This is a genomic window from Desulfococcus sp. (assembly GCF_041737845.1).
GTDB lineage: Bacteria > Desulfobacterota > Desulfobacteria > Desulfobacterales > Desulfococcaceae > Desulfococcus.
Genome location: NZ_JBGSQX010000074.1, coordinates 40,163 through 58,763, shown reverse-complemented (window position 1 = coordinate 58,763; position 18,601 = coordinate 40,163). Strand labels below are relative to the sequence as shown.

The window sequence follows — 18,601 nt, the reverse complement described above, 5'->3', positions numbered from 1 at the left end:
TGCTGGCATGCCTGGCGGCGGTTGGCATGCTGATCTATCTGGCGGCGTCCCGCCGGCCCGCCCCGCCGCACGGAGCGACCACCCCGGATTGCGATATCCAGCGCGGCCCGTGCATCCAGTCCCTGGCAGGCGGTACGGCAAGCCTGGACATCTCTCCCAGGCCGGTTCGGGCCATGACCGACCTGGCCTTCCGGCTCACCATAGACCCTCCGCCCGCGTCTGGCGAGGCCTTTGGGGATTCGCCGTTTATCGATCTGGACATGCCCGATATGTTTATGGGATACAATCGAATCACCATGACCCGGGAACTGCCCGGGGTCTATTCGGGAGCGGGGGTCATCGTGCGGTGCCCCAGCGGGATTCCGACCTGGAAGGCCCGGGTGACGGTGCCGGGCTTGGGGGAGGCGGTATTTGTCTTTGATGTCCTCTACTGAGCTGCCGGCAGCTTTTCTGTTCTTCCTCTCCACGGGCCTTGCCGTCGGATTCGGCCACTGCATCGGCATGTGCGGGCCCATCGTCGTGGCCATGGGTCTCAAATCGCCTGCAAAAGCCCTCCTTCTTCCCCACCTTCTCTACACTGCCGGCCGAATCGTCACCTATGCCCTGCTCGGGGGGATCGTCGGGGCGACCGGCGCCTTTACCGGTCTCGCGGCCCAGATCGCCGGGGTTCAGAAAGCGGTCATGATCCTAACGGGATTTCTCATCATCCTCACCGGTCTGGCCATGGGCGGGTGGCTCCCCTTGGGCAGGATGTTCCGGAGCGCCTCCCCGGAGGGCGGGATCATCGCCCGGGGGTATCAGCGGCTCGCCCGCGCGCCCCTGCGGCCCGGCACCTGTTTCCCGCTGGGCCTCCTGTTGGGACTTTTGCCCTGCGGCCCGGTCTATACCGCCCTTCTGGCGGCCGCCCGGCTCGCCATGGCCGAGACCCATCCGGCCGCCGGGTTTCTGACGGGGGCCCTGGCCATGGCGGCTTTCGGCCTGGGGACCTTCCCCGCGCTCATGCTCGTTGCCCGGATGTCAAGCGTCCGGTGGATCCGCTCAAGGGCGCTCGTTTACCGGGCCGCGGCCATGATCGTCATCGTTTTCGGCGCTGTTTTCGTCTATCAGGGCCTGTGTCTGTGAGCCGAGTGCCCCACGCCTGCGATCAAGGGGTCAAAACGGCCGCTACGCCAGGAAAAGCTCGGTGCTGATGTATCGCTCCCCCGTGCTCGCCAGGAGCGCGACGATCACCTTTCCCCTTGACTCCGGCCGGCGGGCGACCTTGAGCGCCGCCGCCGCCGCGGCCCCCGAGGAGATCCCGCAGAGGATGCCCTCGGTCCGCGCGAGGAGCCTCGCGGTTTCAAAGGCCTCCTCGCCCGTCACGGCGACGACCTCGTCGATGATCCCCCGATCCAGGACCTCGGGCACAAAGCCGGCCCCGATCCCCTGAATCTTATGGGGACCTGCGGCGCCGCCGGAGAGCACCGGGGACTCCGCCGGTTCAACGGCCACGGCCTGAAATTCCGGTTTGCGACCCTTGATGGCCTGGGCCACGCCGGTGATGGTGCCGCCGGTGCCCACCCCGGCAACAAAGATGTCCACCCGCCCCCCGGTATCGCTCCAGATCTCCTCGGCCGTGGTTCTGCGGTGGATGTCCGGGTTGGCCGGATTGGCGAACTGATTGGGCATGAACACGTCGCCCCCCCGCGAAACGATCTCACCCGCGGCTTCGATGGCGCCCTTCATGCCCTTGGGGCCGGGGCTCAAGACCAGGTCCGCGCCGAGATGCTTCAGGAGCTTCCGCCGCTCCACGCTCATGGTTTCAGGCATGGTGAGGCAAAGGCGGTACCCCCTGGCGGCGCAGATGAAGGCCAGGGCGATCCCCGTATTCCCGCTGGTCGGCTCGACAATCAGGGTCTCCGGCCCGATCAGCCCCCGCGCTTCCGCCGCGTCGATCATGGAAGCGGCGATGCGGTCCTTGACGCTCCCCAGGGGGTTGAAAAACTCCAGTTTTGCGTACAGCTCAGCCTCCACCCCCCCTGCCGTTCGGTTCAGCCTCACCAGGGGCGTTCTTCCGATCGTCTCCTGCATGTTTTTGTAGATCATCATGACGTCGTCTCCATTCCTCAACAAGGATTATCGATACAGGAGCTTGGGCGGTTCCATCAGCACCCTCGTATCCGGGGGGATCGATTCGGTGATCCAGACGTTTCCCCCGATGACGGACCGGCGCCCGATCACGGTATCGCCCCCCAGAATCGTGGCCCCGGAGTAAATGATCACATCGTCCTCGATGGTGGGGTGCCGCTTCTTTCCGCGAAGGCGCTCCCCCGCATCCTTGGGGAGGGAAAGCGCCCCCAGGGTGACCCCCTGGTACACGCGGACGTCATTGCCGATTTCGGTCGTTTCGCCGATCACGACGCCGGTGCCGTGATCGATCACGAACCGCAGCCCGATTTCAGCCCCCGGATGGATGTCGATCCCGGTGATGCTGTGGGCGTATTCGGTCATGATGCGGGGAAGGAGCGGGATCTTCAGTTCAAAGAGCCGGTGGGCAACGCGGTAGACCATGATGGCGAAGATGCCGGGGTAGCTGAAGATGATCTCGTCATGGCTCCTGGCGGCCGGGTCCCCGTCGTAGGCGGCCGAGACATCGGCGGCCAGCATCTCCTGGATTTCCGGCACCGAACGGAACAGCGAAAGCGCCGTCTCCTGCCCCTGCTCTTCACACCGCACGCACACGTTGTCGTACCGGAAGCAGTCATGCCGGATGCTCCGGCAGATCTGCTCGGCCAGCATGTCGTACAGGACGGAAACCGACTGCCCCAGGGTATATTCCAGGTTGACGGGATCCAGTCTGCTCCGGCTGAAGTATCCGGGAAAGAGGATATCCCGCATGCCCTCGACAATCTGGATCACCGACTCCCGGGAGGGGATCGGTTCATAGGCGATATGGTGGTAGCATTTCTTCTCCTCGCACCCCCGGACGATGTGCTTGACGATCTCCGGCAAATGCGCCCGGCAGTTCGAGGAAATTTCCGCATCACTGCGGCACGACGATTCTTCCGTGACCGGCTCTCTCTTCATGGGGCCTTCTCCTGAATGATTTCCCGAAACAATTGCTCAATAACCAGTAAACATAATCATCGGCCGCCGTTTGGAAAGGCGGCCACCGGCCGGCGGCGGCCCGGTTCCAGGCATCACGCGGAATCCCATGAAAAATAGTTGTTTACACCTTATATATCTCTGGTATAGTTCATTTTAACGTACCTGTGGCATTTCATGTGGGTCTGCTGCCCCACAGGGGCCCGAGGCGCATGCCGAATCTTAACGAAGACTCAGAACAGGAGCCCCCCACGGTCATGATCAAAAACACGCTGAGGACCCTAATGCTCCTCCTGCTCATCGCCGTCGGCGCCGCTGTCTATCTCCATCACCAGAGAGCGCTGGCGCAGTATTCCCCTGAATTGGATCGGGTCGTCACCGACGCCGACCGGCAGGTGAAGGCCCTCTGGCGCGAGACCTCCGAATTCAGGTCCTTTGTCCGGGAGATGACGATCAAATTCGACGCGTTGGAAAAACTGCGGAAGTATATCCCCGGCATGGACGCAGCCAAGGCCTCCCCGGAAGCAACGCCCGGGGAACGGACCGGCGGATCCGGCAGTCTTGACACGCCCCGTCGAGCGCCCAATGCCGTTCCCGAAGTCATCTACACCTGGATCGACAGGCGGGGCGTCAGGCAGTTCAGCGACAAAAAACCGGAGGACAAGCATCTCGACATCGAAATCATCCGGCGGTGATCCGACGCCGCAACAGATAGCGGAGGCTCGGCCCGATCCCGATCACCCACACACACGGAGGCAGATCATGAAAGATTCCCTGGCACCCGGCTTGACGTTCGAATTCCAGTACAAGGTCCCCGAAGACAAAACCGTCCCCCGCCTGTTTCCGGAATTTCCGGAAGGCCAGGTCATGCCGAATGTTTTCGCTTCGGGTTTCATGATCGGCCTCTTTGAATTTGCCTGCATCAAGGCCATCAAGCCCCATCTCGACTGGCCCGATGAGCAGACCGTCGGCATCGGATTCCAGCTGAGCCACACTGCGGCCACGCCGCCGGGGTTTACCGTGACGGTCAACGTGGAGCTTGTCTCGATGGAAGGGAAAAAACTGACCTTCGCCATCGAAGCCAACGACGGCGTGGATCGGATCTCCAAGGGGACCCACGAGCGGTTCATCGTCAACCCCGTGAAATTCAATGCGGCCATTGCCGAAAAGCGAAAAAAACATAATTTATAACAAATAGTTAATCAAAATTGGCGAACCGTCGTATCCTCCGGAAGCCCGCTTGATTCATATGAAATAATGTTTACCATAGCGGATAAGCATGAGGGATTTTTTTCATTACAACCCGCAATGAAAGGGGATACGCCATGAAAGATTCAGGAAGCATGCACGTGAAGGTTCAGGAACTCTGTGATTGTTATGCCACCACCGATCCGCTGAAAGAGATGTCTGCGCTTGCCCATGATGCCGACAAGGATGAAGCGGCGCTGAAATGGCTGTCGCTGGCGGCGCTTCACGGCGTGAACAGCAACGCCAAGGAAATCGAATTGTTCGTCGGAAGCGACGGATCGGTCAAGGTGACGGCCGAATATCGTGAAGCGGAACTGCCCTCGCCCGGAGCCGACACCGCGAGGAAGATCGTCGACGCGCTCACCGAAATCACTCACCTCGAAGGGGGAAAAGGCAAGACCCCTCTGGCGCTCGGGATCCGCGACAGCAGCATCGAACTGATGGTAAAAATGAAGCCCAAGGACGGGGGGCACAAGATATCCATCAAGTTTCCGGAGTAGTTTTCTCAGGGCCGCGTTGTGCCCCGGCATCCGAAGTCGCGGGTGCACCCCCGCTGCACGCCCTTCCAATCATCTACGGCAGGGCCCGGTCCGGCTCGGAAGCACCGGGCCGGGCCGGCACAGGGTGGATTTCAGCCATGGCCACAGATACCCCCCGACGGGACGCCCTATGAAACCTTACCAGATCATTCTGGCGGACGATCATGCCATCCTGCGGCAGGGCATACGAAAAATCATCGAGGAGGGGAACGGCCTCGAGGTGATCGCCGAGGTTGGAGACGGCCTTGAACTGCTCAACGCGCTGAAGGGCAAAAAGCCCGATATGGTCATCGTGGATATCTCCATGCCGAAAATCCGGGGCATAGAGGCCGCCATCGAGATGAAGGATCTCTACCCCAGGCTCAAGGTATTGATCCTCAGCATGCACAAATCCAAAGAATATCTCATCCAGGCCATATCGGCGGGGGTGGACGGATACCTGCTGAAAGAGGATACGGACGAGGAGCTGTTCACGGCCATCGAGACCGTTCGGAACGGGGAGATCTACCTCTCCCCGAACATTACGTCGGGCCTGACCAAGGCCTTCATCACCTCCTTCCGGAGAGGCGCCGGCTCCCGCGTGGACCCGCTCACCACCCGTGAAAAGGAGATCCTCAAGCTGATTGTCGAAGGGTACACCTCAAAAGACATCTCCGAGATGCTTCATATCAGCCTCCGCACGACCCAGCACCACCGGGCCAATATCCAAAAAAAACTCATGATCAAAAAGATGCCCGACCTGGTCAAGTACGCCATGGACAATGGGTATATCACGAACCCGGAATAAGATCTTCAACCGGAAAGCCGCAGGGCGGAAGGATCATCCGGCGCGCCGGATCAGGAGCAGGGTGTTGCCGATAACGGTAAGACTGCTGAGGAGCATGGCGGTCACGGCCACCAGCGGCGTCAGGAGGCCCGCCATGGCGACGGGGATGCTGAGCAGGTTATAGGCGCCTGAGCAGATCAGGTTCTGGAGAATCTTACGGTTGACCTTTCCGGACAGGTCGAGAAATGTCAGGATCTGTCGCGGATCGCTCTGCATGAGGGTCATGTCCGCAGCCTCCCTGCCAAGATAAGGACCGGAATACACGGCGATTGACAGGTCCGCCGCAATCAGGGCCGGTGCATCGTTGATGCCGTCGCCGACCATCGCCGTCCGCTCCCCCGCTTTCCCGAGCTGCCGGATGAATGCCGCTTTTTCGCCGGGAAGCACGCTGCCCCGGCATTCCTGAATCCCCACCTTCCGACCGATCGCAAGGGTCGTTCGGAGCTCATCCCCGGAGACCAGGGCGACCCGATGGCCGCGCCGCCGCAATTCCCGGACGGTCTCCGCCGCCCCCGGACGAATCCGGTCCCCGAAGACAAACACGGCGGCAAGGCGCCCCCCCGAAGCCATGTAGACCCGCGACAGCTCGTCCGCTGCGAGATGCTGGAGATCTTCCCGTTCCCGGGCCTCGGGGACAAACTCGAGGGCCCCGATCCGCACCGGCCCGCCGCGCCATGCTCCGGATATCCCGTTTTCATGGCTTTTCAGGGAGGCGACCATCTCCGGCGGGATCCCTTCCCCCCGGGAGACCCGGCGGATCTCCGCAGCCAGGTAATGCTCGGACGCCTGCTCCAGCCCGGCCGCCAGCGCCAGCGCCTCCCGCATCTGGAACGGCGGAAACGAAACGACCTCCTGAAGTTCATGGCATCCCTCGGTCAGGGTCCCGGTCTTGTCGAACACGAACGCGTCCACCATGCCCGCGCGTTCGAAGCAGGAAAATTCGCGCACCAGAATCCCCTGTCTGCCGGCGACCGAGATGCCGGCGACCCGGGCCAGGGGAATTGCAATTCCCAGGGCGCAGGGGCAGGAGATGACCATCACCGTGATGGCCCGGACCAGGGCGGTTTCACCCTCCATCCCCTTCGCCCAGCAGAAGGCGCCGGTGGCCGCGGCGAGCCCCAGAATCAGCGGCACAAAGGCGAAGAGGAGCCGGTCGGTCCTTCCCTCAAAGGCGGTTTTTTCATCGAGGCTCCGCTGGATGATGCGCCGCATCTGCCCCAGGGTGGAATCCTCCCCCACGGCCCGGGCATTCACCCGGAGCAGCCCCTGGACCACGGTCGTCCCGCAGTGGAGAGGGTCGCCCGGCCGCTTCCGGATCGGCGCGGCTTCGCCGGTGAGGGAGGCTTCATCCACCCGGCCGCTTCCTTCGACAACCATGCCGTCGGCCGGGACGATGTCCCCCTCCTCCACGATGAACAGATCCCCTTTCTTCAGCGACTCGGCCGCGGCATACCGGCCCCGGGGATATTGGTCGGAGACAAGCTTCACCTTGGTCGGGTTGAGGGCGAAGAGGGCCGTCAGGTCTTTCAGGACCCGGTCCTTGGCGCCCCGCTCCAGCAGCTTTCCCAGCAGGGTCAGGGTGATCAGCATGGATGCCGTATCAAAATAGAGATGGATGCTTCCCTGCATCAGGTTGAACACGCTGTAGAAATAGGCGCTTCCGGAGGCCGCGCTGATCAGGGTCTCCATGGGGAAAACCCGGGCCCGGACCCCGGCCCAGGCCCGCCGGTGAATCCGCCATCCTCCGTAAAAAAAAGGAACGCTCGCCAGGATGAAGATGGGCCAGGAAAGATAATGGACCGCCTCCCGGGAGAGGCGGATGAAAAAACCGGAATACAGGGCAAAGGAGAGCATCATCACGTTCACGGAGAACACTGCGGACAGAGCGAACCGGTAGATCTCCCGCCGTTTTCCGGGCGGATTTTCCTCCGCGCCGTCCGCCGGGCGGTATCCCAGCTTCCGAATGTGGCGGGCGATCTCGTCGGGGGTAATCCGCACGGGATGATAGCGGCATTGGAAGGTGTCCGTGGAGAAGCGCGTCGCAGGGGCGATGATCCCGGGGACCTTTTTCAGGGTTTCATCGATCAGCCAGGCGCAGGCCGGGCACCACATGCCTTCCACCTGGAGGGAAAGCTCCGGAAGATCCTGCGGCAGGTCCGGCGGGTCGGCCGGAACGGGGCCTCCGGCTTTCGCGGCAGGGGAAGAAGGCGTGAGGTCTGCCTCGGACTGGGGGATGATCCCCAACCTGCGGCATTCCTTGAACAGCTCGGTTTCGTGAAACGGGGCGGGGTCCGGCGTATCCGCTGCATTCCGGGCCTCCGACAGCATCCGGAAGACCTGCCGGCATCCCTGACAGCAGAAACCCCTGGGCGTCCCGTCGATGTCGGCCCGGACAGGCCCCATCCGGAGGGGAAGCCCGCACAGGTCGCATGCGCCGCAGGTGTCCGCCGCCCTGCCGTTTTCCGTCAGCGCACCCCCAGGGATTTGATGTAGACCGCGATCGCCCACCGTTCGGGAACCTCGATGGTGGTCGCGAGGGCGGGCTGCCTCCCGTTGGCGGTGCCGTAGCTTATGGTCTTGAAGATCTCCCCGTGGGTCTGGGCCTGGACCTTGTCGCTTCTCAGGTCGGTCGGCAGGGGCGCAAAGCTCTGGCCCACGGTGCCGTTGCCGTCGTGGGTTTTGCCGTGGCACTGGGCGCAGTAGGTCAGGTAGCCCGTCCGGCCGGCCTCGATGGTGTCGGGTTTGCCTTCCGCCACAGGCGACACGAGCGTCTTGCCGTCGGCCAGCCGGTAGGGGGCTTCAGCATCCGCCTCCAGAGGGACGGTCTGCTCATCCATAATGAGCAGAGGCTCCTCGTGAGGCTTGACGGCAGGGGTGTCCCACATGCGCCAGTCGTTGCAGGCGACCGTGGCGAGTGCACAGACCAGGATCATGAACAGGCGACAGATCATCTATTCCCCCCCGCTTCCCCTGACATGCTGGGGATATGGCAGCACCTCGTAGACGGCATAGGGAGACTCCCCGGGCACGTCCTTGACGGCCCGGTAATCCCAATCCGGCTGGCCCCGGTCCCCCACCATCACAAACGCAAAGACGCCCTTGGCCAGGATGAAGGCGAGGATCAGGCCGATGATCACCCACGACCGGACTTCCGATGTTTCATAGGTATGTTCCATATCAGATCTTTACCCCCAATATCCCGGTGAACCAGATATAGAGAAATCCCCAGACCAGGGTTCCGGCGATGGTCAGCGTCATGGCCATGGGAAACGGCGCGTTGCGGCCTTCGATGCCGTCCGGAAAGCGTTCGATGATCTCATGGACTTGTTTTTCCGAGTCCTTCCCCCGGAAATGACTGAATCCCAGAAACAGGGCAAACACAACGATGAATATCAGCGCCGGAAACAAGTAAAGCATGATGTGCTGAAAACTCAAGAGTTCGAATAATCGCATGGAACCTCCTTTACCGCCCCGCGGAGAAAAGGGCGAAGACGACGATGCTCGCGCTGGTGATCAGTCCGCTCACGGCGAGAAAAACCAGGGCGCCGATCTCATACCGGCTGATCCGGGATGCCCGGACGACCGGCGTGTCGGCGTCATCCTCCAGGGGCAGGAACCGGGCCCGCTGCTGGTCTTTGAACTGGCCGCTTTTCAGCGCCCACAGAAAGACGGGTATGGTGATCAAAAATCCCAGCGCGATATAGGCGATGAAATATGGAAAATACATGGGTCCCTCCTTACGGGGCCTTGGGCTCATAGGATGCGTCGATGCCCCGGGGCGGTGCATTGGCGTCGCTCTGATTGATGAAGTAGACTGCGACATAGTTGCCCACCTCCCAGATCTTTTCGGATTCCAGGTCTTTCTTGAAATACGGCATGGCCGACCCGGTGATGCCGTTCATGATCTGGTAGTAGAGAATCCCGCCCGAGATCCCGCGGTCCTTGAGGATGGTGAAATTGAACGGCGGGGGGTAGATGTAGGGCTGGGCCGGCCCCATGCCGTCCCCCACCGGGCCGTGGCACCCGATGCAGAAATCCTGGTAGATCTTGTGGCCCCGGGCGAGCCCCGCTGGGCTCGTAGGGTAAGGATTGGGGATGCTGCGCCACCCCTCGGGAACCTGTGCGTGGAGGAATTCGGTGTTCTTCTCCGGGCCGGCCTCGTAGGCGGCGATGAGTTTCTCTTTCCATTCCCGCTGCCGCGCCATCCGGTCGTCCGCCTCCTTGAGCCCGAGGCTCTGGGCATAGGTGGTCAGGATGTCGATATCCTTTGGCCCCAGGTAATCGAACCGGGGCATGATGGAGAGGGGACGGGTCGACCGGGGATTCATGAAGTGGGCCACGTGCCAGTCGTCGGGGTGCTCCCCGCCCTCCTGGGAGAGATCCGGACCGGTGCGCTGGGAACCCAGCAGAATCGGATGATCGGCGACATAATCCCCGGCCTGGGCGATCCGCTCGGCCCCCATGTCCCAGTCGAAGGCGCGGATGGACTGGCTGTGGCAATAGACGCAGCCGTTGGCGATGTAGATCCTGCGGCCTGCGGCCTCAATCTCCGAGCGGGTCCGGAAGATCTCCGACGGCTCCCGGGTCACCGTGAAATAGGGGGTCACCACCATGATCAGGACGATGGTGAAGAGTATGGCGACGGAACCGATGAGAACGACTCGTGGGGTCATCTTCATGATGCAGCTTCTCCGGTATTGAAAAACAGGGTTCGCAGGACGTTATACAAACCGATCAGGGCACCGGTGAATATCATCGCCCCGAGAGCGGCCCGGACGACGTAATAGACATGAATTTCGGGCAGAACCCGGTAGACTGTCTCCCCGTTCAGCCAGGCCTGCCCCTGGATCAGTCCGACAATGGTCAGCACCACCGTGAACCCGGTCACGCCGATCAGCACCAGCCAGTATTGAAGGTCGGCCAGGAACCGGCTGTAGAGGGGCCGGTCCAGCACCCTGGGCAGGACATAGTAGATGCCGCCCAGGGCGATCATGCCGGCGAACCCCAGGACCCCGATGTGGGCGTGCCCGACCACCCAGTTGTTGAAATGGGTGACCCGCTGGACATCGGGAAGGGCCATCATGGATCCCTGGATGCTCACGAAAAAGTACATGATGGTGCCCGTGAAAACGAATTTCGCCGAGACGTCGGCGTGAACCTCCCCCAGGCGCCCCCTGGCCGTGTACCAGATGTTGATCAGAAAGGCCATGACCGGGATGACCATGCCGACGCTGTCCACGACCCCGATGACCTTGAGCCAGGTGGGCACCGGCACCTGGAGCAGGTGGTGGGTCCCCACATGGGTGTAGACGATGATGAGCGACCAGAACCCCAGGAGGGAAAGGGTATGGCTGTAGAGGGGGGCGCGGCATGCCCTGGGAATGACGTAATAGGCCACCCCGGCCGCGAGCGGCGTCAGCAGGAGGCCGAAGATATTGTGTCCGTAGAACCATAGCAGGATGGCGTCCGGAATGCCGGTGAGCGCGCCGGAGGTCGGGCGCCAGACCACGTTCCCCAAGGCGAAGGTGAGCCCCGTCAGAATGATCGCCGCGTTGGCGTACCACACCGAAACATAGAGGGTTTTCTCCCGGCGCTGTTTGACGGTCATCACGAAATTGTAAAAGAGCATGCCGAACACGGCCACCACCATCATGTCGACCGGCCAGATGAACTCCGCGTATTCCCGGCCCTGGCTGAATCCCGCAGCCAGGGTCAGACCGCCGGCCAGCACCGTCAGGTTCCAGAGGACGACCGTCAGGATGCCCAGCCGCTCGCTGAAAATCTCGGTTTTCAGCAGCCGGGGAAGGTAGTAGAAGGCGGCGCCCAGCAGCCCCGGCGTGACGAACCCGAACAGGACCAGATTGACGTGGATGGGCCGGAGGCGCCCGAAGACAAGCCATCCCATGCCCCGGGTGAGATCCGGCGCGATCAGCTCCGTCGCGGCCAGTAGACCGATGAAGGTGGCCACCGCCATCCAGAATGCAGATGTCATGATGAACAGGAGGGAGGTCTGATTTTTTTCGGGCAGAACAGCGGAAAACGGAACCATATCGATCGTCCTCTCGATTAGCTGTGACACGTCAGCCAGCAGTCCAGGGGCCCTTGATTCTTCTGATGGCACTGGACGCAGAAGCCCATCTTGAAGCGCTTCCCCTTGATGCGGTCCATGGTCTCCACCTGGTCGTGGCACTCGGCGCACACGAAATTCTTTTTGATGTGCCGCTGGTGGTTGAACAGAACATGTTCGGGAAGGAAATTGGCCTTGACCCAGGGCGTGGGAGTTTCCGTCTCGTAGTACCCATGCTCTTTCAGGATCTGGGGGTGGCCGGCAATGATATAGGCGTGGCAGTAGAGGCATTTCTCCACCGGCGGCAGCCCGGGGTGCCGGGACCTGGCCACATAGGGGTGGCAGAACTTGCAGTCGATGGCCTTGACGCCGGAATGGAGCCGATGGCTGAAGGGAATCGGCTGCTCCGGGCCGATGTCGGTGGCGGGCGAGGCATAAAACAGGAAGAGGAAGCCCGCCGTCAGGAGAGACAGGGACCCGATCCAGAAAATCGGCACCCGATTGTCCCGGACCGCTCTGAAAACGTTCCGTATCGTTTCAATCCATTTCATCAGTTTGTCTTTTCTCCGTAATTCAGAAAAAGTTCCGGGAACAGCTTCAGGAGAGTCGCAACGGCCCCGGCCGCCAGGCCCAGGAAACCCAGGCTGATCAGCACGTCGAAAATCCGGAGCGGCAGAGCGCCGGTGTCAAAGCGCAGGGGCGGGCCGACCATGACCAGGTTCTCCACCCAGATGCCCGTGAGCGCCAGGGAGCAGAGCACCAGCATGACCGCCGGCTTGACCTTGGCTCTCTGGTTGAGCAGCGTGAAAAAAGGGACCATGAAGGAGACCACGAAAACGAAGATGAAGGCCAGCTTCCAGGATTGATACTTGAACCGCTCGATCAGGTAATGGGTTTCCTCCGGGATGTTGCCGTACCAGATCACCATGACCTGGGCGTAGAGGAAATAGGCCCAGACGACGCAGAAGGCGAAAAAAAGCTTCCCGATGTCGTGGAAATGGGAATCGTTGAGCCGGGTCTCCTCTCCGTAGGCAAGATAAAGGATGGAGGCCAAAATGATCACCCCCCCCATGCCGATGTAGAAGGCCTTGATGAAGAAATAGCCGCCGAAGAGGGTGGAGATGAAATGGGGGTCCATGCTCATGATCCAGTCGACGGAAATCAGGGACAGCACGACGGCGTAGGTGAGCATGTAGAGGACGGCCAGGGTCGTCATGCGGCCCCGGCAGGCCGACGGGTCCGCCGGCTGGGCCAGAAAGCGGTCCAGGGCGGCGCGGACCCGCCCGGCGCCCGCCCGGGACCATGTCTTGCAGCGGAAGGCATGGAACACGTAGGCAGTACCCAGGCCGTAGAGAAGAAGCAGTCCGACCAGGTCCCGCGTCATCAGAAACGGCACATTGAGCCACACCTCCTTGCCGTGGAGGTCCTGTCCCAGCCAGGGGAAAAGATGGCTCCGCCCGGCATAGAGCAGCACAAAGAGGACGAAGGAGACGGGAAAAAAGGCCGCGAAGGCCTCCGAAAGATTCTGCAGGGCCCCGCTCCACCGGGCCTTGGTGACATGCATGATCATGGAAAAAAGCAGCGCCCCCTGGGCCAGCGCGGACCAGAAGAGAACGTTGACCAGATAGACCTGCCATGCCCTGGCATCCTGCTTGAACCCCAGGAGGATCAGAAAACTGCCGAAGCCCGCACAGACAAGGATGGTCAGGATGGCCCCGAACGGCCGTTTCGACATATTCGTTTTGAGTAGCGTCATACCGTTCCTCTGCAACCGGCTGGTTGCCGTGTCGTCATGTTCAATCCGCGCCATGTTCTCTGCCTTCCGCGCGAGTCAAGCTTACGCCTTGTCGATCGCGGCGCCGATCCCCTCCGGGGTTTCGAAGCGGCGGGTCTCGGCCCCCAGGTCCGCCAGAAACGCATCGAGGTCCCCTTCCCTCCCGGCCTCGCAACGAACGACCACGCCGAAGCGATCCCCGGAGCAGCGCGGATCGTAGACCTCTTTCAGGCTCTTGAACTCGGGGATCCGGGCGCTCAGCAAGATGCCCAGGACCGTCCCCAGGATGCCGAAGAGGATGGTCATCTCGTATCCCACGACGAAAAACGGGATGAGAGCCACGACCGGCTTCCCGCTGACGATCAGGTTCCACTGCACCGAGGAGTAAATGGAAAGCGCATACCCGGTGAAAAAACCGGTGATCCCACCGGCCAGGGTGAAATAGCCGACCTTGCTTTTCTTAAACTTGAGCGCGTGCAGGATCGGATGGCTCGGATAGGGGCCGTGGACTCTCACGAGCTTCCAGGGCGAGGATTCCAGGGCGCCGATGGCCGATATCACGGCACTCTCCTTCGCAAACAGCCCCATGACGTATCGGTCAGTGGACATCGCCGTCTCCTGTGTTGAGGGCTTCTTTCATCTCCGTCATGGAAACGGAGGGCATATGCTTCACAAAAAGGATGAAGAGCAGAAAAAACATGCAGAAAGTGCCGAACATGATCCCCAGTTCGATGAATTTCGGGCTGTAAAGTCCCCAGGAATGGGGGATGAAGTCGTGGGCCGGGCCGCCGATGATGATCACGAACCGCTCGTACCACATGCCGACGTTGATCAGGATCGAGATGGCGAAGAGATACTTCAGGCTGGTGCGCACCTTTTTGAAGAAAAAAAACAGCGGGACGACGCAGTTGCAGACGGTCATGATCCAGAATTCCAGGCTGTAATCCCCGAAGATCCGCCACCGGAAGGCCTCCTGCTCCACCGGGTTGAAGCTGTACCAGGCGATGAAGATCTCGAAGGCATAGGCGTATCCCACGATAAACCCGGTGAGGATGATGGTCTTGGCCACGTTCTCGAGGACCTCGATGGTGATGAGTTCCTCGTAGCGGAAGATGCTCCGGAGGGGAATCATGAGGGTCAGAACCATGGCGAGCCCCGAATGAATGGCGCCCGCAACGAAATACGGGGCGAAGATGGTGCTGTGCCAGCCGGGGACGATGCCCAGGCCGAAATCCCACGAAACCACGCTGTGGACCGAGATGACCAGCGGGGTCGCCAGGGCCGCAAAGAAGAGGTACCCCCGGACGTAATGCCGCCACTGCTCGAATTTCCCCGTCCAGCCGAAGGAGAGAAGGGTGTAGATCTGTTTCCGGAACCCGGAGGCCCGGTCCCGGATCGTCGCGAGGTCCGGGATCATGCCCGTATACCAGAAAAGGGCGCTGACCGTCAGGTAGGTGCTGATGGCGACGACGTCGAACATGAGGGGCGAGGTGAAATTGGGCCAGAGGTTCCGCTGGTTGGGATAGGGCAGCATGTAGTAGACCAGCCAGACGCGGCCCAGGTGAATCAGGGGAAAAAGCCCCGCCGTGCAGACCGCGAAAACGGTCATGGTTTCCGCGGCCCGGGCGATGGGATTCCGCCACCCGGCACGGAAGAGATAGAGGATGGCCGAAATCAGGGTGCCGGAATGGGCGATGCCCACCCAGAAGACGAAGTTGACGAGGTAGGTCCCCCATCCGACCGGGTTGTTCTGACCGCCGACGCCGATGCCGACGTAGATCTGGTAGATCCAGCAACAGAGCCCGAAAACCGTGCCGAGAATCAGCGCTGATACAATCCCCCAATAGAGCCGGGGCGGCGGGCTCAGGGTATCCAGAACGATGCTATCGATTTTGGCCGGGGTAAGGTTCGACATAGGATCAGATCTCCTGGACGACTTTTTTGAGATATATGACGGCGGGTTTCGTATTCAGGTATCCCATGACCTGATAGGCGCGGGGATCGTCGGTCATTTTCCGGACCCGGCTTTCTTTGTCGGCGAGGTTTCCGAAAACCAGGGCGTCGGTCGGGCAGGTCTGAACGCAGGCCGGCACCATCTCCCCGTCCCGGATCCGGCGGTTCTCGTTTTTGGCCCATCCGTGGGCTTCCTTGATCCGCTGGACGCAGAAGGAGCATTTTTCCATCACGCCCCGCATGCGGACCGTCACGTCGGGGTTGAGCTGGAGGTGGAGCGGACGGGGCCGGTCCCACTCGAACCAGTTGAACCGCCGGACCTTGTAGGGGCAGTTCTGGGAGCAGTACCGGGTCCCGATACACCGGTTATAGATCTGGTTGTTGAGGCCCTCATGCCCGTGATGGGGGGCATAGACCGGGCAGACCGATTCGCACGGCGCGTTGTCGCAGTGCTGGCACATCATGGGCAGGAAGATCACCTTTTCCATGTGCTGGGGATCGTGGTACCGCTCGATGCGGATCCACGACATCTCGCGTCCCTCGACGATCCGCTTTTCGCCGACCACGCCGATGTTGTTCTCCGCGTAGCAGGCCACGGAGCAGGCCCCGCACCCGATGCAGCGGTCGAGATCCACCACCATGCCCCACCGGTAGTCGTCCCGGTGCTCATGGGGCGGATAGACGTCCAGGTGCGGGTCGTACCCCTCGGGCAGCGGCAGGTTCATGGGGAAATCGTGCATCGCAAACCCCGCGGCATGACGGCCGTGGTCGGCCTTGCCGTGGAGGTCGTTCAGGCCGACGGTGAGGGCGATCTTCCGTCCGTGCTGAAATTTGCTGCCGTCGGTGTTGGCCAGGACCGTCCGCTTTCCGAGAGCGGCGACGGCCACCCCGTCCGCCCGGAAGGCCGGCCCGCCGGAGACCGGGTCGGTCTCGGCCGGAAGGAGCCTGAAGGGGTTGGCGCCGTTTCCCTTGGCGTAGCGGCCGAAAGCCTCGTGACCCTGCCCGGTGGTCATGACCACCACGTCGGGCCGGATGCCGTCATAGGGGTAGGCCGGGGCCGTCACCTTCCCCCACGCCGACTCAATATCGACGAGTTCTCCGGCGGGAATGCCCTTCCCGGCCATGGTGTCGGGGTGGATCCAGACCGGCGTCTGCCACGCCACCATGGTGACGGGATCGGGATGTTCGGCCAGCCAGGACTTGTTGCCGCCCCGTCCGTCGAAAAAGCGAAGGGAGGGCGCGGCGATGAACTGAAGCGCCCCGTCTTGCTTTTCAGGGCCGAAATCGAGCTTCGCGAGGCGTTTGACGGCCTCGAAGGAAAATTTCCAGGTGAAGGGCGGCTCCTCCGGCGTCGAATCGAAAATGCCGCCCCGCCGGACAACCTCCACCCAGTCCAGGTCGCCGTCGACCGTTCCGGACTCGCGCAGCCGCTCGAAGGTTTCTTTACGCGAAAGGCTGGCGGGCCGGCTCCCGGAGGTTTCAATGCGGGTGAGCAGGTCGCAGAGGTCCGGAGAATCCGTCAGTTTTCCCATGGCCGGCTGCAGGGTCGAAGCCACCCCGCGCAGCCCGGCATATTCGCCCCAGCGCTCCAGCGGCAGGCGGACCGGCAGGATGAGATCCGCCAGGGCCGAGGTGTCGTCCATGAAATTGCTGACGCTCACGACAAAGAGCGAGGGCCGCGCCAGGACCTCCCGGACCCCGGCCGATGCCGGCAGCGAGAAGACGGGGTTGACGTTGTTGAGCAGCACTACGGCGCTCTCCCGCTTTGCCAGCGCGTTGAAGAGGCCGTAGACCTCGGCGCGCCCCGAGGCGATCTCCACCCGGGGCCTGCGGGAAAAATCGAACCGCGACAGGTCCGGGTCGAGCACGAGGTTGAGCAGGTTGACGGCAAGGTTGGTTTCAAGGCCCTCCCGGGACCCGGCGCCGACGCCCTGACCCAGCACCAGCGGCCGTTCGGCGCCCAGGAGACGCTCCACCATCATACGGTATGCCTCCGGATCCACCCCGGCGGTCACGCAGACCGCTTCGACGGTGAAGGGGGCCGATGCCCTGTCGATGGCCTTCCGGATATCCGGGGGCAGCCGGTCTCCCTTTCCGGCCGCCAGGGCCTCGCGGACGCACCCCAGCGCGACGGCGGCCCCGGCGCCGCATGCCGCGGGAATCCATTGGTCCGCATTGGCCGCCGTTACGGAGAGGTAGGGCCCCACATGGATGAAGAGGCCTTTCCGGCCGTCCCGGTAACCGTGCATCATCTTAAACTTTCGGGCATATTCCACGGGCGACAGCCAGGTTTCCAGGAAGTCGGCGCCGAACCCGACCAGGACATCCGCTTCGTCGATGCGGTAGCCGCACAGGCCGTTCAGGCCGAAGGTCATGGCGTTGGCTGCTTTCAGGGCCTCGTAGGCAAAAGGCTCGAACAGCACCGGCGGGCCGGCGTTCATGGCACTGAGAAAACGATTCATGGCGGCCAGCGTCGTGTCGCCCACGACCTCGGAGAGAAGAAAAACGTTCTGCCCGCCGGCGGAAACCGCCCCTGAAAGCCGCTCCCGAACCAGCTTTTCGGCCTCCTTCCAGGAGATCGGCTGCCACCCGCCGTCGGTGTTGATGAGGGGCGTCCGGATCCGATCGGGGCTGTAGATTCCCTGGAGCGCCGCCTGCCCGCGCATGCAGAGCTTCCCCTGATTGACCGGATGAAGCGGGTTCCCTTCGACCTTGATCACCCTCCCCTCGCGGTTTTTGGCGATGACGCCGCATCCGGCGGGACACTCCCGGCAGGTGGAGGCATACCAACTGGGCTTCCCGGTGACCATATTGTCCGGCGCATGAACGAGGGAGTAGAGGTGTTTGTCTTCGTTGCCTGTGCAGCCGACAGCAACGGACAGGCTGCCGATACCGGCCATCTTCAGGAATGTTCGGCGATCCATGAATAGCGCTCCCCACGCAATGAGCAAATGCAAATAAGTGTCTGGAATGCCCTATGTGTCCGATGCCGGGATTCGGTTCACATGACCGTTTCCCGCGTCCGGTTTCGATACCGAAATCAAACCGCGAAATTTTCGGGCATTCATTCCGTGCTTCATTATGCTTTTTGTTGATGCGTCTGGTTGACG

The 18,601-nt window shown here is 61.9% G+C and carries 20 protein-coding genes; 6 read left to right on the top strand and 14 right to left on the bottom strand.

Annotated elements, in window-relative coordinates; translation table 11 throughout:
* The first annotated feature begins 26 nt into the window (after positions 1–26).
* Both ACEW8N_RS08145 and ACEW8N_RS08140 read left to right on the top strand, forming a co-directional pair.
* Entirely contained in the window at positions 27–434 is a 408-nt protein-coding gene (locus ACEW8N_RS08145; RefSeq protein WP_373499309.1) for a hypothetical protein, read from the top strand.
* The gene (locus ACEW8N_RS08140) at positions 421–1,122 is read left to right on the top strand and encodes a sulfite exporter TauE/SafE family protein (RefSeq protein ID WP_373499308.1); all 702 of its coding nucleotides are present in this window, start codon (positions 421–423) and stop codon (positions 1,120–1,122) included. The genes ACEW8N_RS08145 and ACEW8N_RS08140 overlap by 14 nt, the downstream gene beginning before the upstream one ends.
* Before the next feature lie 42 nt (positions 1,123–1,164).
* Here ACEW8N_RS08140 and cysK read toward each other — a convergent pair whose 3' ends face one another.
* Both cysK and epsC read right to left on the bottom strand, forming a co-directional pair.
* Positions 1,165–2,088 (bottom strand): cysteine synthase A, encoded by a 924-nt coding sequence (cysK, locus tag ACEW8N_RS08135; RefSeq protein WP_373499307.1) that lies wholly within the window; start codon positions 2,086–2,088, stop codon positions 1,165–1,167.
* A 27-nt stretch (positions 2,089–2,115) separates the two neighbouring features.
* Positions 2,116–3,066, bottom strand: coding sequence for a serine O-acetyltransferase EpsC (gene epsC, locus ACEW8N_RS08130; RefSeq protein WP_373499306.1), 951 nt, complete (start codon positions 3,064–3,066; stop codon positions 2,116–2,118).
* 275 nt (positions 3,067–3,341) lie between these two features.
* On the opposite strand from epsC, the gene ACEW8N_RS08125 reads away from it, so the two are divergent.
* The 4 genes from ACEW8N_RS08125 to ACEW8N_RS08110 all read left to right on the top strand — a co-directional run bounded on the left by ACEW8N_RS08125 (position 3,342) and on the right by ACEW8N_RS08110 (position 5,658).
* On the top strand, positions 3,342–3,779 hold the full coding sequence (locus tag ACEW8N_RS08125) for a hypothetical protein (RefSeq protein WP_373499305.1): 438 nt from the start codon (positions 3,342–3,344) through the stop codon (positions 3,777–3,779).
* 67 nt (positions 3,780–3,846) lie between these two features.
* Positions 3,847–4,275 (top strand): thioesterase family protein, encoded by a 429-nt coding sequence (locus ACEW8N_RS08120; RefSeq protein ID WP_373499304.1) that lies wholly within the window; start codon positions 3,847–3,849, stop codon positions 4,273–4,275.
* A gap of 134 nt (positions 4,276–4,409) precedes the next feature.
* On the top strand, positions 4,410–4,832 hold the full coding sequence (locus ACEW8N_RS08115; protein ID WP_373499303.1) for a hypothetical protein: 423 nt from the start codon (positions 4,410–4,412) through the stop codon (positions 4,830–4,832).
* A 169-nt stretch (positions 4,833–5,001) separates the two neighbouring features.
* On the top strand, positions 5,002–5,658 hold the full coding sequence (locus ACEW8N_RS08110) for a response regulator (protein WP_373499302.1): 657 nt from the start codon (positions 5,002–5,004) through the stop codon (positions 5,656–5,658).
* Positions 5,659–5,691: 33 nt separating this feature from the next.
* Here the strand turns inward: ACEW8N_RS08110 and ACEW8N_RS08105 are convergent, their stop codons facing one another.
* The 12 genes from ACEW8N_RS08105 to ACEW8N_RS08050 all read right to left on the bottom strand — a co-directional run bounded on the left by ACEW8N_RS08105 (position 5,692) and on the right by ACEW8N_RS08050 (position 18,415).
* Positions 5,692–8,205 (bottom strand): heavy metal translocating P-type ATPase, encoded by a 2,514-nt coding sequence (locus ACEW8N_RS08105; RefSeq protein WP_373499301.1) that lies wholly within the window; start codon positions 8,203–8,205, stop codon positions 5,692–5,694.
* A complete protein-coding gene (locus ACEW8N_RS08100; protein ID WP_373499300.1) occupies positions 8,163–8,648 on the bottom strand; it encodes a cytochrome c in 486 nt (161 codons plus the stop codon). The genes ACEW8N_RS08105 and ACEW8N_RS08100 overlap by 43 nt, the downstream gene beginning before the upstream one ends.
* Positions 8,649–8,873 carry a hypothetical protein gene (locus tag ACEW8N_RS08095; RefSeq protein ID WP_373499299.1) on the bottom strand — a complete coding sequence of 75 codons (225 nt, stop codon included), beginning with the start codon at positions 8,871–8,873 and terminating at the stop codon, positions 8,649–8,651. It lies immediately after the preceding gene.
* A 1-nt stretch (position 8,874) separates the two neighbouring features.
* Positions 8,875–9,150 (bottom strand): hypothetical protein, encoded by a 276-nt coding sequence (locus ACEW8N_RS08090; RefSeq protein ID WP_373499298.1) that lies wholly within the window; start codon positions 9,148–9,150, stop codon positions 8,875–8,877.
* 10 nt (positions 9,151–9,160) lie between these two features.
* Complete coding sequence (gene ccoS, locus ACEW8N_RS08085; protein ID WP_373499297.1) at positions 9,161–9,424, bottom strand: cbb3-type cytochrome oxidase assembly protein CcoS; 264 nt, start codon at positions 9,422–9,424, stop codon at positions 9,161–9,163.
* A gap of 10 nt (positions 9,425–9,434) precedes the next feature.
* Positions 9,435–10,376, bottom strand: a complete 942-nt coding sequence (locus ACEW8N_RS08080; RefSeq protein WP_373499296.1) for a cbb3-type cytochrome c oxidase subunit II — start codon at positions 10,374–10,376, stop codon at positions 9,435–9,437.
* Positions 10,373–11,746 (bottom strand): cbb3-type cytochrome c oxidase subunit I, encoded by a 1,374-nt coding sequence (locus ACEW8N_RS08075; protein ID WP_373499295.1) that lies wholly within the window; start codon positions 11,744–11,746, stop codon positions 10,373–10,375. Before ACEW8N_RS08075 ends, ACEW8N_RS08080 begins: the two co-directional genes overlap by 4 nt.
* A gap of 17 nt (positions 11,747–11,763) precedes the next feature.
* A complete protein-coding gene (locus tag ACEW8N_RS08070) occupies positions 11,764–12,315 on the bottom strand; it encodes a cytochrome c3 family protein (RefSeq protein ID WP_373499294.1) in 552 nt (183 codons plus the stop codon).
* Positions 12,315–13,520 (bottom strand): hypothetical protein, encoded by a 1,206-nt coding sequence (locus ACEW8N_RS08065; protein ID WP_373499293.1) that lies wholly within the window; start codon positions 13,518–13,520, stop codon positions 12,315–12,317. Before ACEW8N_RS08065 ends, ACEW8N_RS08070 begins: the two co-directional genes overlap by 1 nt.
* 81 nt (positions 13,521–13,601) lie before the next feature.
* Positions 13,602–14,147, bottom strand: coding sequence for a DUF3341 domain-containing protein (locus ACEW8N_RS08060; protein WP_373499292.1), 546 nt, complete (start codon positions 14,145–14,147; stop codon positions 13,602–13,604).
* A complete protein-coding gene (gene nrfD, locus ACEW8N_RS08055; protein WP_373499291.1) occupies positions 14,137–15,453 on the bottom strand; it encodes an NrfD/PsrC family molybdoenzyme membrane anchor subunit in 1,317 nt (438 codons plus the stop codon). Before nrfD ends, ACEW8N_RS08060 begins: the two co-directional genes overlap by 11 nt.
* Positions 15,454–15,457: 4 nt before the next feature.
* Positions 15,458–18,415, bottom strand: coding sequence for a molybdopterin dinucleotide binding domain-containing protein (locus tag ACEW8N_RS08050; RefSeq protein ID WP_373499290.1), 2,958 nt, complete (start codon positions 18,413–18,415; stop codon positions 15,458–15,460).
* Between the last annotated feature and the right edge of the window lie 186 nt (positions 18,416–18,601).